The 14,588-nt window shown below is 48.5% G+C and carries 12 protein-coding genes; 11 read left to right on the forward strand and 1 reads right to left on the reverse strand.

Translation table 11 applies throughout. The annotated features are described in order from the left end of the window. Positions 1–343: 343 nt before the first annotated feature. Positions 344–2,050: an Rqc2 family fibronectin-binding protein gene (locus tag MY7_RS06730; protein WP_007611318.1), complete on the reverse strand. Its 1,707-nt coding sequence runs from the start codon at positions 2,048–2,050 to the stop codon at positions 344–346. Between the two features lie 119 nt (positions 2,051–2,169). Here MY7_RS06730 and MY7_RS06735 point away from each other — a divergent pair, with 119 nt between their 5' ends. The 11 genes from MY7_RS06735 (at position 2,170) to rlmN (ending at position 14,583) form a co-directional block, all read left to right on the forward strand. Next, positions 2,170–4,842 (forward strand): calcium-translocating P-type ATPase, SERCA-type, encoded by a 2,673-nt coding sequence (locus MY7_RS06735; RefSeq protein ID WP_007611325.1) that lies wholly within the window; start codon positions 2,170–2,172, stop codon positions 4,840–4,842. Between the two features lie 81 nt (positions 4,843–4,923). Beyond that, positions 4,924–5,799, forward strand: coding sequence for a YicC/YloC family endoribonuclease (locus MY7_RS06740; RefSeq protein ID WP_014417740.1), 876 nt, complete (start codon positions 4,924–4,926; stop codon positions 5,797–5,799). Between the two features lie 76 nt (positions 5,800–5,875). Beyond that, positions 5,876–6,145 carry an extracellular matrix/biofilm regulator RemA gene (gene remA / locus MY7_RS06745; RefSeq protein ID WP_003154355.1) on the forward strand — a complete coding sequence of 90 codons (270 nt, stop codon included), beginning with the start codon at positions 5,876–5,878 and terminating at the stop codon, positions 6,143–6,145. A 7-nt stretch (positions 6,146–6,152) separates the two neighbouring features. Then, positions 6,153–6,767: a guanylate kinase gene (gene gmk / locus MY7_RS06750; RefSeq protein ID WP_003154347.1), complete on the forward strand. Its 615-nt coding sequence runs from the start codon at positions 6,153–6,155 to the stop codon at positions 6,765–6,767. Positions 6,768–6,770: 3 nt separating this feature from the next. Further along, complete coding sequence (gene rpoZ, locus MY7_RS06755) at positions 6,771–6,974, forward strand: DNA-directed RNA polymerase subunit omega (protein ID WP_003154346.1); 204 nt, start codon at positions 6,771–6,773, stop codon at positions 6,972–6,974. Between the two features lie 90 nt (positions 6,975–7,064). Continuing rightward, entirely contained in the window at positions 7,065–8,285 is a 1,221-nt protein-coding gene (coaBC, locus tag MY7_RS06760) for a bifunctional phosphopantothenoylcysteine decarboxylase/phosphopantothenate--cysteine ligase CoaBC (RefSeq protein WP_007611340.1), read from the forward strand. After that, positions 8,282–10,693: a primosomal protein N' gene (priA, locus tag MY7_RS06765; protein ID WP_007611341.1), complete on the forward strand. Its 2,412-nt coding sequence runs from the start codon at positions 8,282–8,284 to the stop codon at positions 10,691–10,693. The genes coaBC and priA overlap by 4 nt, the downstream gene beginning before the upstream one ends. Positions 10,694–10,717: 24 nt before the next feature. Continuing rightward, positions 10,718–11,200 carry a peptide deformylase gene (def, locus tag MY7_RS06770; RefSeq protein ID WP_029325903.1) on the forward strand — a complete coding sequence of 161 codons (483 nt, stop codon included), beginning with the start codon at positions 10,718–10,720 and terminating at the stop codon, positions 11,198–11,200. Positions 11,201–11,204: 4 nt separating this feature from the next. Continuing rightward, the gene (gene fmt, locus MY7_RS06775) at positions 11,205–12,158 is read left to right on the forward strand and encodes a methionyl-tRNA formyltransferase (RefSeq protein WP_007611345.1); all 954 of its coding nucleotides are present in this window, start codon (positions 11,205–11,207) and stop codon (positions 12,156–12,158) included. After that, positions 12,145–13,488, forward strand: a complete 1,344-nt coding sequence (gene rsmB / locus MY7_RS06780; RefSeq protein ID WP_007611346.1) for a 16S rRNA (cytosine(967)-C(5))-methyltransferase RsmB — start codon at positions 12,145–12,147, stop codon at positions 13,486–13,488. The genes fmt and rsmB overlap by 14 nt, the downstream gene beginning before the upstream one ends. A gap of 3 nt (positions 13,489–13,491) precedes the next feature. Beyond that, positions 13,492–14,583: a 23S rRNA (adenine(2503)-C(2))-methyltransferase RlmN gene (rlmN, locus tag MY7_RS06785; RefSeq protein WP_003154339.1), complete on the forward strand. Its 1,092-nt coding sequence runs from the start codon at positions 13,492–13,494 to the stop codon at positions 14,581–14,583. Positions 14,584–14,588: the final 5 nt, after the last annotated feature.

Below are 14,588 nucleotides of genomic sequence, written 5' to 3' on the forward strand. Positions count from 1 at the left end.
AAACGAAAGCGGGCAGTTTGAACGGTATATGCCGACAAGCGGTCAGGGTTGCGAAAAGATGCGGAATATCTATTTGATCCCAATGCCGCCTGGATTCCGCCCGCATACAAAGGAAAGGTCAGAGACCCGCCCGGATGTGCTCAGGTGCGGCGAGGGAAGTTGACAGCATCCGCCGCCAAATCAGGTGTGACCGCTTTAATCAGAGACGGCCCCGGCGGATCAGGCAGACATGACGGGAAACTGATCAGATACTGTAAAGATCGGTTCTGACGGCTGGGAGAGTTTCGTCTCCGTAATAAAAAACACCTCCAAGCTGAGTGCGGATTTCAGCTTGGAGGTGCGTTTATTTTTTCAGCCGTATGACAAGGTCGGCATCAGGTGTGACAAATACGGTATGCTGGCTGTCATAGGTGACAAATCCGGGCTTTGCGCCGTTTGGCTTTTTCACGTGTCTGATTTTTGTATAATCAACCGGAACAGAGCCGGAATCTTTCGCTTTGGAAAAATAAGCGGCGATCGCAGCCGCCTCCAGTATGGATTGTTCATCCGGATCGCTGCTTTTAATCACAACGTGGGAACCCGGAATGTCTTTCGTGTGGAACCATAAATCATCCCTTGCGGCAGCTTTTGTCGTTAAGTACTCATTTTGTTTATTGTTTTTGCCGACAAGAATCGTCAATCCCCGTGAAGATTCATATTGCTCCAAAACAGGAACGTGCTGCTTCTGTTTTTTCTGTCCCCGCTGCTGTTTCGGTCGCAGATATTTGCCTTCCACAAGCTCTTCCCTTATTTCGTGAATATCCTTTGTGGACGCGGAGGAGAGCTGCTGGATCAGCTGATCGAAATAAGCGATTTCCTCCTCGGCCAGACGGATCTGTTCTTTTACCACCTCGACGGAATTCTTCGCCTTTTGATACTTTGTAAAATACATCTGTGCGTTTTCTGACGGTGTTTTGTTCGGATTTAAAGGGATGGTCACTGTCTTACTTTCTTCATCATAATAATTGATGACTTCCGCTTCTTTGTCACCTTTTTTCAGCATATACAAATTTGCCGTCAGCAGTTCGCCGTATAGCTGGAATTCCTTCGCATTCTCTGAGTAGTCGAGAGTCTTTTCCAGCTTTTTTATCTTATTGGCGTTCTTTTTCCGTTCATTTGCGACAAACCGCTCGAGATCCTGAGCCTGCTGTTTGACGCGGTCGCGTTCCGCCTTGCCGAAATAAAACCGGTCCAACAGCTCACTCAGTGAGTGAAAGGTGCGCTCCTCTCCGTTTACATGTGTGAGAGACAGGAGATAAAAGTATTCCTTTCCGCCGGCTGTCGTAATGTTCGGTGTAAACCTGCAATCTTTCACGGCATGGAACATTTCAATCAGCGTCTTCGGCAGCGTTATTTTGTTAGCGAGACCCGCTCTGTGAACGGCTTCTTTTGCAAACAGCGGAGAAACACCGGAGAAATGTCTGACGATCTGCTGGTCAAGCCGTCCTTCCTGGAAACTGAGATAACGCAAAACGTCTTCTTCATCCGCGGCGAGCGGCGAAATTTTTTCCTGAGCGGGAGGAAGCTTGTAATCATAGCCCGGCAGAACGGTCCGGTAGCTGTTCATCGACGGAGATAAATGCTTCAGCCCGTCGATGATGGCTCCTTCTCCGTCAGTCAGAATAATATTGCTGTGCCGTCCCATAATTTCAACATACAGCGTTCTGACGGTTTCGTCGCCGATTTCATTTCTGCTTTTTATGCGGAATATCATAATCCGGTCTAATCCGGCCTGTTCTATTTTCTCAATAAATCCGCCTTCTATATGCTTTCTGAGCAGCATACAAAACATCGGCGGCTCGCTCGGATTTTCATAAGCCTGATTCGTCGTGTGCACCCGTGAATAGCTCGGATGCGCCGATAATAATAATTTATGGTTTTTTCCGTTAGCGCGGATATGGAATATCACATCGTGCTTAAAAGGCTGATGGACTCTCGTAATCCGGCCTCCGGCAATCCGGCTGTTTAATTCATGTGTCATTCCGTATGTAAACATGCCATCAAAAGACATATAAAACACCCTTTCCTTCTTCCTGCATTCGATAATTATAGCATGAAAAGGGACGAGTCAGAATAAGCTTGTTTACAGAGTGACATCTCTAAAGCGAGGCAGGGGAGTGGACGAGAAGAATGAAGTTTCATGAAATGGGACAAACCGATTTGCTGAAAGCAACAAATACGTCCATTAAACAGGGGTTGACCGAAAAAGAGGTGAAAAAACGCCTTGAAAAGCACGGACCGAACGAGCTTCAGGAGGGCAAGAGGACACCGGCGATCGCCGTGTTTTTCGCCCAATTTAAAGATTTTATGGTGCTCGTGCTGCTGGCGGCAACCTTAATATCCGGGTTTTTAGGCGAATATGTAGATGCCGTAGCGATTATGGCGATTGTATTTGTCAATGGGGTTCTCGGTTTTTTTCAAGAGCGGCGTGCGGAAAAGTCTTTACATGCATTAAAAGAGCTGTCAACGCCGTATGTGTCAGCGTTGCGGGACGGGAGCTGGAAGAAAATTCAGTCCAAGGAGCTCGTTCCCGGCGATATCATGAAATTTTCAAGCGGCGACCGGATTGGCGCGGATGTGCGGATCGTTGAAGCGAAAAGCCTTGAAATTGAGGAATCGGCGCTGACCGGGGAATCAATTCCGGTGGTTAAACAAGCTGATAAACTGAGAAAGCCGGATGTTTCGTTAGGCGACATCAGCAATATGGCGTTTATGGGTACGATCGTAACGCGCGGCAGCGGTGTCGGCGTCGTCGTCGGTACAGGAATGAATACGGCAATGGGGAAAATCGCCGATATGCTGGAATCCGCCGGCAGCCTTTCAACACCGCTGCAGCGAAGACTTGAAGAGCTCGGCAAAATTTTAATTATTGTCGCGCTCCTTTTAACGGTATTGGTCGTTGCAGTCGGCGTCTTACAGGGACATGAGCTTTACAGCATGTTTTTGGCCGGAGTGTCATTGGCCGTCGCCGCGATTCCGGAAGGGCTTCCCGCCATTGTTACGGTGGCCTTATCAATCGGCGTCCAACGCATGATCAAACAAAAATCAATTGTCAGAAAGCTCCCGGCGGTTGAAACATTGGGCTGCGCCTCTGTCATTTGTTCTGATAAAACCGGCACGCTGACACAAAACAAAATGACCGTCACCCATATGTGGTTAGGGGGAAAAACATTTAAAGTGTCAGGCATCGGCTATGAGCCTGAGGGCGTTTTCACTCGAGATGAGCGGGAAATCAAGCCGAAAGATGAAAAGATTCTTGAACAGATGCTGGTTTTCGGCGCGTTGTGCAACACATCCGAAATCGCACTGAAAGACGGCCATTATGTACTCGACGGCGATCCGACAGAAGGAGCGCTGCTGACGGCTGCAAGAAAGGGCGGCTATTCAAACGATTGGCTCAGCGGGCAATACCGCGTGGTTGCCGAGTTTCCGTTTGACTCCGTCCGCAAAATGATGACCGTCATTGTAGAGGATCAGGAAAAAAAGCAGTTCGTCATCACTAAAGGAGCGCCCGATGTGCTGATTGACCGCTCGTCACATCTGATGTACGACGCAAGAAGCGCGCCATTTTCTGGAGAAAAGAAAGCAGAAACGGAAGCGGTTCTGAAAGAGCTGGCGTCGCAAGCTTTGCGTACGATCGCGATTGCTTATAAACCGCTTAAGCCCGGAGAAAAGCCGACAATGGAGCAGGCGGAAAAAAATCTGACGATGCTCGGCTTGTCAGGCATAATTGATCCGCCCCGTCCGGAGGTCAGACAGGCGATTAAAGAATGCCGTGAAGCCGGCATTAAAACGGTTATGATCACAGGGGATCACGTCGAAACGGCAAAGGCCATTGCAAAAGATTTGCGTCTTCTTCCGAAAAAGGGGCGTGTGATGGACGGCAAGACGCTGAATGAGCTTACGGAGAAAGAACTTATCGAAACGGTCGATGATGTCTACGTCTTCGCACGCGTGTCGCCTGAACATAAATTAAAAATTGTAAAAGCGTTCCAGGAAAACGGACACGTCGTCGCCATGACGGGAGACGGGGTTAATGACGCGCCGGCCATAAAGCAGGCAGATATCGGTGTTGCCATGGGCGTGACGGGAACGGATGTGGCAAAGGAAGCCTCTTCTCTCATTCTGGTAGATGATAACTTTGCTACGATTAAATCAGCCATAAAAGAGGGACGGAATATCTATGAAAATATAAGAAAATTCGTCCGGTATTTGCTCGCCTCCAACGTCGGTGAAATTTTAGTGATGCTGTTTGCGATGCTTCTCGCTCTGCCGCTGCCGCTCGTTCCGATTCAGATATTGTGGGTGAACTTAGTCACTGACGGGCTGCCGGCGATGGCCCTCGGTATGGATCAGCCGGAAGGAGATCTGATGAGGCGGAAGCCGCGGCATCCGAAAGAAGGAGTGTTTGCGAGAAAACTGGGCTGGAAAGTCGTATCAAGAGGGTTTTTAATCGGAGCCGCAACCATTTTAGCGTTTATCATCGTCTATCACCGCAATCCTGAAAATCTGCCCTACGCACAGACCGTTGCATTCGCGACTCTTGTCCTGGCTCAGCTTATACACGTGTTTGACTGCCGGAGCGAAACGTCTGTTTTCTCCCGGAATCCGTTTGAAAATATCTATCTGCTCGGCGCCATCATTTCTTCTATCTTCCTGATGGTCATCGTCATCTATTATCCGCCGCTGCAGCCGATTTTCAAAACAGTGCCGATTACGCCGGGCGATTGGATGCTGATTATCGGTATGTCGGGCATACCTACTTTTTTGCTGGCGGGTTCACTTTTGACAAGAAAAAAATAATTCCATATGATATAATCTTAGGGGTAATAGCATGTCTATTGCCCTTTTATTTTGATAACGGGAAAGAATTGGGTGTTTCATATGATACGGAGTATGACAGGCTTCGGCAGCGCAAGCAGCACAAAAGGCGATCTCTCGGCAACCGTTGAATTGAAATCCGTCAATTACCGGTTCAAAGAAGTGAACGCCCGCCTGCCACGGCCTTTGCTATATGTAGAGGATAAGCTGAAACAAACGATATTGCAGCATATACAGCGCGGAAGAGTAGAGCTGTTTCTCACTGTAAACAGTGACGCGCTCATAAAAAGAAGCCTGAACATCGATTGGGAGCTCCTTGATGAATATGTGAGCGCCGCACGCGTCATGAAAGAGCGCTACAGCCTGGCCGCAGAACCCGATGCAATGGATTTCTTTAAATTTGAACATATTGCGCAGATACACGAAGAACAGATGCGTGATGACAAGCTTGAAGAAGTCATCAGGGAAGCCGCTGAGCTGGCTGTAAAGGAACTTTGTGACATGAGGGAAAAAGAAGGACGGCTTTTGGCGGAAGACTGCTTTCTGCACATTGAGCGGCTTGAGACGCTGTCCGAACAGGTGAAAGAGCGCGCTTCGGCCGTTGTTATTCAATATCGCGAGCGTCTTTACGCCCGAATGAAGGAATGGACGGAGGACGCGCTCGACGAAAGCAGGCTGATCACGGAATGCGCCATTTTCGCCGACCGTTCTGATATCACGGAAGAAATTACCAGATTGAAGAGCCATTTTGTTCAATTCCGTGATATATTAAAAGAAGGCGGGGCAGTCGGCCGCAAACTTGATTTCCTTGTTCAGGAGCTTAACCGGGAAGCGAACACGATCGGCTCAAAAGCCAATGATCATCAAATCACAAAGCTTGTCGTTGAAATGAAAAGTTCTATTGAAAAATTGAAGGAACAAGTGCAAAATATAGAATAGCGACTGTGCGTATTGTTTACAGACGGCCTCTTCAGGTTACACTAGAGACGTCTATTTTACAGGGGGAACGTAGAAGATGACGATTAAACTGATTAATATCGGATTTGGCAATATCATCTCCGCCAATCGGATGATTTCGATTGTCAGCCCGGAGTCTGCGCCAATAAAGCGAATGATCCAGGATGCAAGAGACCGCGGAATGCTAATAGACGCTACATACGGACGAAGAACCCGTGCAGTTGTCGTCATGGATAGTGATCACATTATCTTATCTGCCGTCCAGCCTGAGACAGTTGCACACAGACTTTCTGTGAAAGAAGAAATTATGGATGAAGGGCAGGGGTAATTGCCGCATGAAAGAAAGAGGGTTATTAATCGTTCTCTCAGGTCCCTCCGGAGTTGGAAAAGGAACGGTTCGGCAAGCAATATTTTCACAACAGGACACGAAATTTGAATACTCAATTTCAGTCACGACGAGAAACCCGAGAGAGGGCGAGGTCGACGGCGTCGATTATTTCTTTAAATCTAGAGATGAATTCGAACGCATGATTGAAAACAACAAACTGCTTGAGTGGGCAGAATATGTCGGCAACTATTACGGAACGCCCGTTGATTATGTCGAACAGACGCTTCAAGAAGGAAAAGACGTCTTCTTAGAGATTGAAGTGCAGGGCGCGCTCCAAGTGCGGAATGCATTTCCGGAAGGCCTGTTTATCTTCTTAGCGCCGCCGAGTCTTTCTGAGCTGAAAAACAGAATCGTGACTAGAGGGACTGAAACCGACGATTTAATCGAAAACAGAATGAATGCCGCAAAAGCTGAAATCGAAATGATGGACGCGTATGATTATGTCGTTGAAAACGACGATATCCAAACGGCTTGTGATAAGATTAACGCAATCGTTCTCGCCGAGCACTTAAAACGTGAACGCGTCGCTCCGAGATATAAGAAAATGCTGGAGGTAGAATAACTTATGTTAGATCCGTCAATTGACTCTTTAATGAATAAATTAGATTCTAAATATACGCTGGTGACCGTGTCTGCAAGACGCGCGCGTGAAATGCAGATCAAAAAAGACCAGCAGATTGAACATACCATTTCTCACAAATATGTAGGCAAAGCTTTAGAAGAAATTGACGCGGGCCTGCTTTCGTTTGAAAGAGAAGACAGCGAATAACAAGCACACGTAGCAACCTATCTCTACATAGGTTGTTATTTTTTTCCGTTTGGGATTTGTCCAATGCTTTCATAAAGGGGAGAAGACTTCATGAAAAACCGAAACATTTTGCTATGCGTAAGCGGAGGAATTGCCGTTTATAAAGCTTCCGCACTCACGAGCAAGCTGGTTCAGGCCGGCGCAAACGTCAAAGTGATTATGACTGAGTCCGCGCGTGAGTTTGTTTCTCCGCTGACATTTCAGGCGCTGAGCCGGAATGAAGTGTATACAGATACATTTAATGAACAAAATCCGAAGGTGATTTCTCATATTGATGCCGCTGACTGGGCGGATTTAATTATTGTCGCGCCCGCTACGGCAAATATCATCGGCAAGCTTGCCAACGGAATTGCTGACGATATGCTCACAACGACGGTGCTGGCCGCTGAGGCCCCGGTCTGGGTGGCGCCTGCGATGAATGTCCATATGTATGATCATCCGGCGGTGAAACGGAACATCTCTGTGCTTTATCAGGACGGGGTCCGCTTTATCGAACCGAGTGAAGGCTATTTGGCATGCGGATATGTCGGCAAAGGAAGGCTGGAGGAGCCGGAGCTTATTGTTGAGCGTGTCAGAGAGCATTTTAAGGAGTCTGAAGACGATGCACCGCTGAAAGGAAAACATATTGTCATTACGGCCGGTCCGACGCGCGAAGCCGTGGACCCTGTCCGCTTCTTCACAAATAAATCCACCGGCAAAATGGGCTACGCCGCTGCTGAAGCCGCCGTCCGTCTCGGGGCGCGGGTGACGCTGATTTCAGGCCCGGTGTCAATAGAGCCGCCAGTCGGGCTGTATCAGTTTCTTCCTGTGCAATCGGCAGCCGATATGAGAGAAGCCGTGCTTTCTGTGTTTGATTCATGCGACATGGTGATTAAGACGGCGGCCGTGGCCGATTTTACGCCGGCGGCTGTTTCTGATCACAAAATGAAGAAGAAAGACGGTTCGCTCGTGATCGAATTCAACCGTACGGCAGACATACTGAAAGAACTCGGCGAACGGAAAACACACCAGCTGCTGGTCGGATTTGCGGCTGAAACGCAAGACGTCGAACGCTATGCGCGCAGAAAACTCGAACAGAAAAACCTTGATATGATCGTTGCGAATGATGTGAAAGCAGAAGGAGCCGGATTTGGCACGGATACGAATGTCGTCACCTTCTATTTCCGGGACGGAAGAAAACGGGAGCTTGCGCTTATGTCTAAACTTGACGTTTCCTTTGAAATGCTGAAGGAAATGACCGCTTTGAAAGCCGAGGACCGAAAACCCGTATGAATGTAGCAGAAGTCATTGTCGATGTCAGCTCCAAAAACATTGACAGACCCTTTGATTACAAAATTCCCGATCATTTAAAAGGGATGATCGAAGTCGGTATGCGGGTGATTGTCCCGTTTGGCCCGCGCAAGCTTCAAGGATTTGTGACCGGTTTGAAAGATTCGTCTGAATTAAACGGCGGCTCAATGAAGGAAGTCGAGAAGCTTCTTGATTTGACGCCCGTTCTGACTGAGGAACTGATGCAGCTGTCTTCATGGCTTTCTGACAAAACGCTGTCGTTTAAAATCACGGCGCTTCAGGCAATGCTGCCCGCCGCACTGAAGGCGAAGTACGAGAAAGAGCTGAAAGTCGTTGACGAAGAAGCGCTGACACCGGACATCAAACAGCTTTTCAGGAATCAAAAAAGTCTTCTGTACTCGGATATTACCGATGAAAGCATTCTTTCGTCACTTCAAAAATTCGTGCGCAAAGGAAGCATTGATGTCACATATAAAGTCGCCCAAAAAACGAATAAAAAAATGATCCGCATGATCGAAGCGGGGGCAGACAAAGAAGAACTCGCCCGGCACGCAGATTCATTGACAAAGCAGGCTTCTAAACAGCTCGCCGTGCTTACTTATTTTATCGGCGGGGGAGCAAAGATTTCCGCGGCCGAACTTTGCAAAAAGACCGATTCCAGTTCAGCGACGCTGAAAACGCTTCTTAAAAAGGGGCTTCTTACGGAAAGCTTTGAGGAGGTTTACCGCGATCCTTATCAGGACAGAATGTTCAAAAAAACAGAGCCGCTCTCTCTTACAGAAGAGCAGCGGGCCGCTTTTGAGCCGATTAAACAAGCTGTAGCCGACCATGTCCATCACGTCTTTCTGCTTCACGGCGTCACGGGAAGCGGCAAGACGGAAATTTACCTGCAATCCATTGAAAAAGTGCTGGCAAAAGGACAAGAAGCCATCGTGCTCGTTCCGGAAATCTCGTTGACACCGCAAATGGTCAACCGTTTTAAAGGCCGCTTCGGCTCACAGGTTGCGGTCATGCACAGCGGATTATCCACAGGTGAAAAATACGATGAATGGCGGAAGATTCAGCGCAAGGAAGTCCGGCTTGTCGTCGGAGCCAGATCGGCCATCTTTGCCCCGTTTGAAAATCTCGGCATGATCATTATTGATGAAGAGCACGAATCTTCCTATAAGCAGGAGGAAATGCCGCGGTATCATGCAAAGGACGTAGCCATCCGCCGGGCCGAGCATCACAGCTGTCCGGTCGTCCTCGGGAGCGCCACGCCGACATTGGAATCATTTGCGCGGGCGAAAAAAGGCGTTTATGAGCTGCTTCCGTTAAAACATCGCGTAAATCGCCAGCTCATGCCTGACGTTTCTCTCGTTGATATGAGAGAAGAACTGAGAAACGGCAACAGATCAATGTTTTCAAGAGAGCTGATGGAACAGCTGGAAGAGAAGCTTGCAAAAAAAGAGCAGGCCGTCCTTTTTCTGAATAAACGGGGGTATTCCTCGTTTGTGATGTGCCGGGACTGCGGTTATGTGCCGCAATGTCCGCATTGCGACATTTCAATGACTTATCACCGCTACGGACAAAGGCTGAAATGCCATTACTGCGGCCATGAGGAACCTGTACCGGGAACATGCCCGGAATGCGGCAGCGAACATATCCGCTTTTTCGGCACGGGAACGCAGCGTGTGGAGGAGGAGCTAACCAAAGTGCTGCCTCAGGCGCGCGTAATCAGGATGGATGTGGACACCACTTCAAGAAAAGGCGCCCATGAAAAACTGTTGTCAGCGTTCGGTGAAGGGAAGGCGGATATCCTGCTCGGTACGCAAATGATCGCAAAAGGGCTTGATTTTCCGAACGTGACGCTCGTCGGAGTATTAAGCGCAGATACGACGCTTCACATCCCTGATTTCAGGGCCGCGGAGAAGACATTCCAGCTGCTGACACAGGTAAGCGGACGGGCCGGGCGGCATGAAAAGCCGGGAACGGTGGTCATTCAAACGTATACACCGTCTCATTACAGCATTCAGCTGACGAAAACGCACGACTATGAAACTTTTTTTCAGCAGGAAATGGCGCACAGAAGGGCCCAGTCATACCCGCCTTATTATTACGTGGCGCTGGTGACTGTTTCTCATGAAGAAGCGCCAAAAGCCGCGGTCACCGCAGAAAAGATTACAAACTATTTAAGAGCGGGATGCGGGCCTGATACGAAAATTCTCGGGCCGGCGGCTTCCCCGATCGCCAGGATCAAAGATAGATATCGCTATCAATGCGTGATAAAATACAGACAGGAAAACGAGTTGCAGATTCAATTGAAAAAGATACTGGAGCACTATAAACGCGACATTGCGCAAAAGCATGTAATGATTTCAATCGATATGAATCCGTACATGCTGATGTAACATTAGTTTTTGGAGGGCAAAATTTTGGCTGTGAAAAAAATCGTCACACACCCGGCGGAGGTTCTGGAAACACCTGCCGATGAAGTGACAGTGTTTGATAAAAAATTAAAAAAACTGCTTGACGATATGTACGATACGATGCTTGAAATGGATGGCGTCGGCCTTGCCGCGCCGCAAATCGGCATTTTAAAAAGAGCGGCCGTCGTGGACATCGGTGAAGAAAGCGGCCGGATCGACCTTGTAAATCCGGTTATTCTTGAAAAAAGCGGTGAACAGACCGGAGTCGAGGGCTGCTTAAGCTTTCCCGGGGTTTACGGCGATGTCACCCGCCCGGATTACGTAAAGGTAAAAGCCCACGACCGTAAAGGAAAACCGTTTATTTTAGAAGCGGAGGGTTTTTTGGCCAGAGCCGTTCAGCATGAAATGGATCATTTAGACGGCATTTTATTCACATCAAAAATTACGGCTTACTACACTGAAGAAGAACTGGCAGAAATGGAAGGATGATTGGATGACAAGGATCGTTTTTATGGGAACGCCCGACTTTTCAGTTCCCGTCCTGCGCACGCTTATTGAAGACGGGTATGAAGTAGTTGGCGTCGTTACGCAGCCTGACCGCCCGAAAGGCAGAAAAAAAATCATGACGCCCCCTCCTGTAAAGGCTGAAGCTGAACGTTACGGCATTCCCGTGCTTCAGCCCGAAAAAGTAAGGCTCGAAGAAGAAATAGAAAAAGTGCTCAGCCTGAAGCCGGACCTGATTGTTACGGCGGCATTCGGACAGATCCTGCCCAAGCAGCTGCTGGACGGCCCGAAATACAGCTGTATCAACGTACACGCGTCACTATTGCCTGAATTAAGAGGCGGAGCGCCGATACATTATTCGATTCTCCAAGGAAAGAAGAAAACGGGCGTAACGATCATGTATATGGTTGAAAAACTTGATGCGGGCGATATGATTTCTAAAATCGAAGTGGAAATTGATGAAACGGATAACGTCGGCACGCTACACGACAAATTAAGCATAGCGGGGGCAAAGCTTTTGTCAGAGACCGTTCCGAACGTCATTTCCGGAAATATTAAACCGATCAAACAGGACGAATCAAAAGCGACTTACGCGCCTAACATTAAGCGTGAGCAGGAGCGGATTGATTGGGCAAAGCCCGGAGAAGAGATTTACAACCAGATCAGAGGTTTAAACCCTTGGCCTGTCGCCTATACAACTTTGAACGGTCAAAATATTAAAGTATGGGCTTCTGAAAAAGTTGCGGCAAAAACTGAAGCTGCGCCTGGAACAGTCATCCGCACGGAGCAAAACGGCATTGTCGTCGCAGCAGGAAACAGCACCGCCCTTTTAATCACAGAGCTGCAGCCGGCGGGAAAAAAACGGATGAAGGGCGAAGATTTTGTAAGAGGCAAAAATGTGCAGCCCGGTGACGTGTTAGGAGAAGCAAATGAAGAAAATTAATGTCCGGGAGCTCGCTCTTGAAGCGCTTGAGAAGCTTGAGCAAAATCAGGCATACAGCAACCTGCTTCTTACATCGGTTATCAAAACGAACACGCTCAGCGATCAGGACAGAGGACTGCTGACAGAGCTTGTCTACGGAACGCTGCAAAATAAAATCGCCTTAGACTATATGCTGAAGCCTTTTATCCGCAAGCCGAATAAAGTGAAACCGTGGGTGATTCAGCTGCTTCGTCTGTCCGCGTATCAAATGGAGTATTTAGAAAAAATACCGGATCGCGCCGCCATTCATGAAGCGGTTGAGATCGCCAAAAAACGCGGGCATAAGGGCATTGCGTCCTTTGTCAACGGCATCCTCCGCTCCCTGCAGCGTGAAGGGGCGCCGTCATTCGCTGAAATCGAAGACCCGGTTCTCCGTCTTTCCACAGAGACAAGCCATCCCGAATGGCTCGTAAAAGAGTGGGTCGAGGCGTACGGCTTTGAGGCCGCTGAAAAGATCTGCCGGATTCATCTCATTCCGCCGAAGCAGACGCTCCGTGTCAATCACATAAAGAGCGACAGGGAAACGGTGCTGAATGAGATGGAGAAAGCCGGTCTGGAAGCGGAAGCCGGAGACCTTTCTCCTGATGCGATTAAGCTTTTAAAAGGAAGCATCGCGAACACGGCATTTTTCCAAAACGGCCGGGTATCCATACAGGATGAAAGCTCAATGCTTGTCGCGCGGGCGCTGGACCCGAAGCCTGGCGAAACCGTTTTAGACGCATGCGCCGCACCGGGCGGAAAGTCGGCTCACATTGCGGAACTGATGCAGAACGAGGGGAGCCTCACATCGCTTGATCTTCACCGCCATAAAGTGAAGCTGATTAAAGAGGGCGCAGAACGGCTCGGGCTTACGATCATCGACGCGCAAACGATGGATGCGCGAAAAGCGGGAGAGGCCTTTGGCGCAGAACGGTTTGACCGTATTCTCGTTGATGCCCCTTGCTCAGGTTTCGGCGTCATCAGAAGAAAACCCGATATGAAATATACGAAGACGCCGGAGGACAGCAGACGGCTGTCAGAAATCCAGCTTGGCATTTTAAGGGAAATCGCCCCATTAGTAAAAAAAGGTGGCACACTCGTATACAGTACGTGTACAATGGACCGGACAGAAAATGAAGAAGTTATGCATGCGTTTATACAAGAACACCCTGAGTTTGAACCCGATTTGTCTCTTGAAAAGCGGCTGCCTGAAAAGGCGAGACCCTTTGTTCAGGATGGAAGCCTTCAAATTCTTCCGCATTATTTCGGAACAGACGGTTTCTTTATTAGCAGCATGAGAAAGAAGGGATAAAAAATGACACAATTAAAAAAGACAAGCGTACGGAAAGAGCTGCGGACTGAGCAGCCGTCCATTTACTCTTTTGAATTAGATGAAATCAAACAATGGCTGACCGAGAATGGCGAAAAGCCGTTCCGCGCAGCACAGATTTTTGAATGGCTCTATGAAAAGCGGGTTTCTTCATTTGATGAAATGACAAACCTCTCAAAAAGCCTGCGTGAAAAACTCGAGAGCAATTTTGTGCTGACAACGCTGAAAACGGCTGTAAAACAGACATCTCAAGACGGCACGATGAAATTTTTATTTGAGCTTCATGACGGTTATACGATCGAAACGGTTTTAATGAGACACGAGTATGGTAATTCTGTATGTGTAACGACACAGGTCGGCTGCCGGATCGGCTGCACATTTTGCGCGTCAACGCTCGGCGGACTGAAACGGAATCTTGAAGCGGGAGAAATCGTCGCTCAAGTCGTGAAAGTGCAAAAGGCGCTTGATGAAACGGATGAACGCGTCAGCTCAGTCGTCATCATGGGAATCGGAGAGCCGTTTGATAATTTCAATGAAATGCTCGCTTTCTTAAAAATCATTAACCACGATAAAGGGCTGAACATCGGAGCGCGTCATATCACAGTTTCCACCAGCGGAATCATTCCGAAGATTTACGATTTCGCCGATCAAAAAATGCAGATCAATTTCGCGATTTCTCTGCATGCTCCGAATACAGAAATCAGAAGCCGTCTGATGCCGATTAACAAAGCCTATAAGCTTCCTGACCTTATGGAGGCCGTCAAATATTACATCGAGAAAACAGGCAGACGGATCAGCTTTGAATACGGGCTGTTCGGCGGCGTAAATGACCAGGTCGAACATGCAGAAGAGCTTGCAGAACTGTTAAAAGACGTGAAATGCCATGTCAATTTAATTCCGGTAAACTATGTGCCTGAACGGGATTACGTCCGCACACCGAGAGATCAGATTTTCGCATTTGAAAAAACGTTAAAATCCCGCGGTGTAAATGTCACGATCAGAAGAGAGCAAGGCCATGACATTGACGCGGCCTGCGGTCAGCTTCGCGCGAAGGAGCGTCAAGACGAGACGAGGTGAAGAGG

It is taken from the genome of Bacillus sp. 5B6, assembly GCF_000259405.1.
Taxonomy (GTDB): Bacteria; Bacillota; Bacilli; order Bacillales; family Bacillaceae; genus Bacillus; species Bacillus velezensis.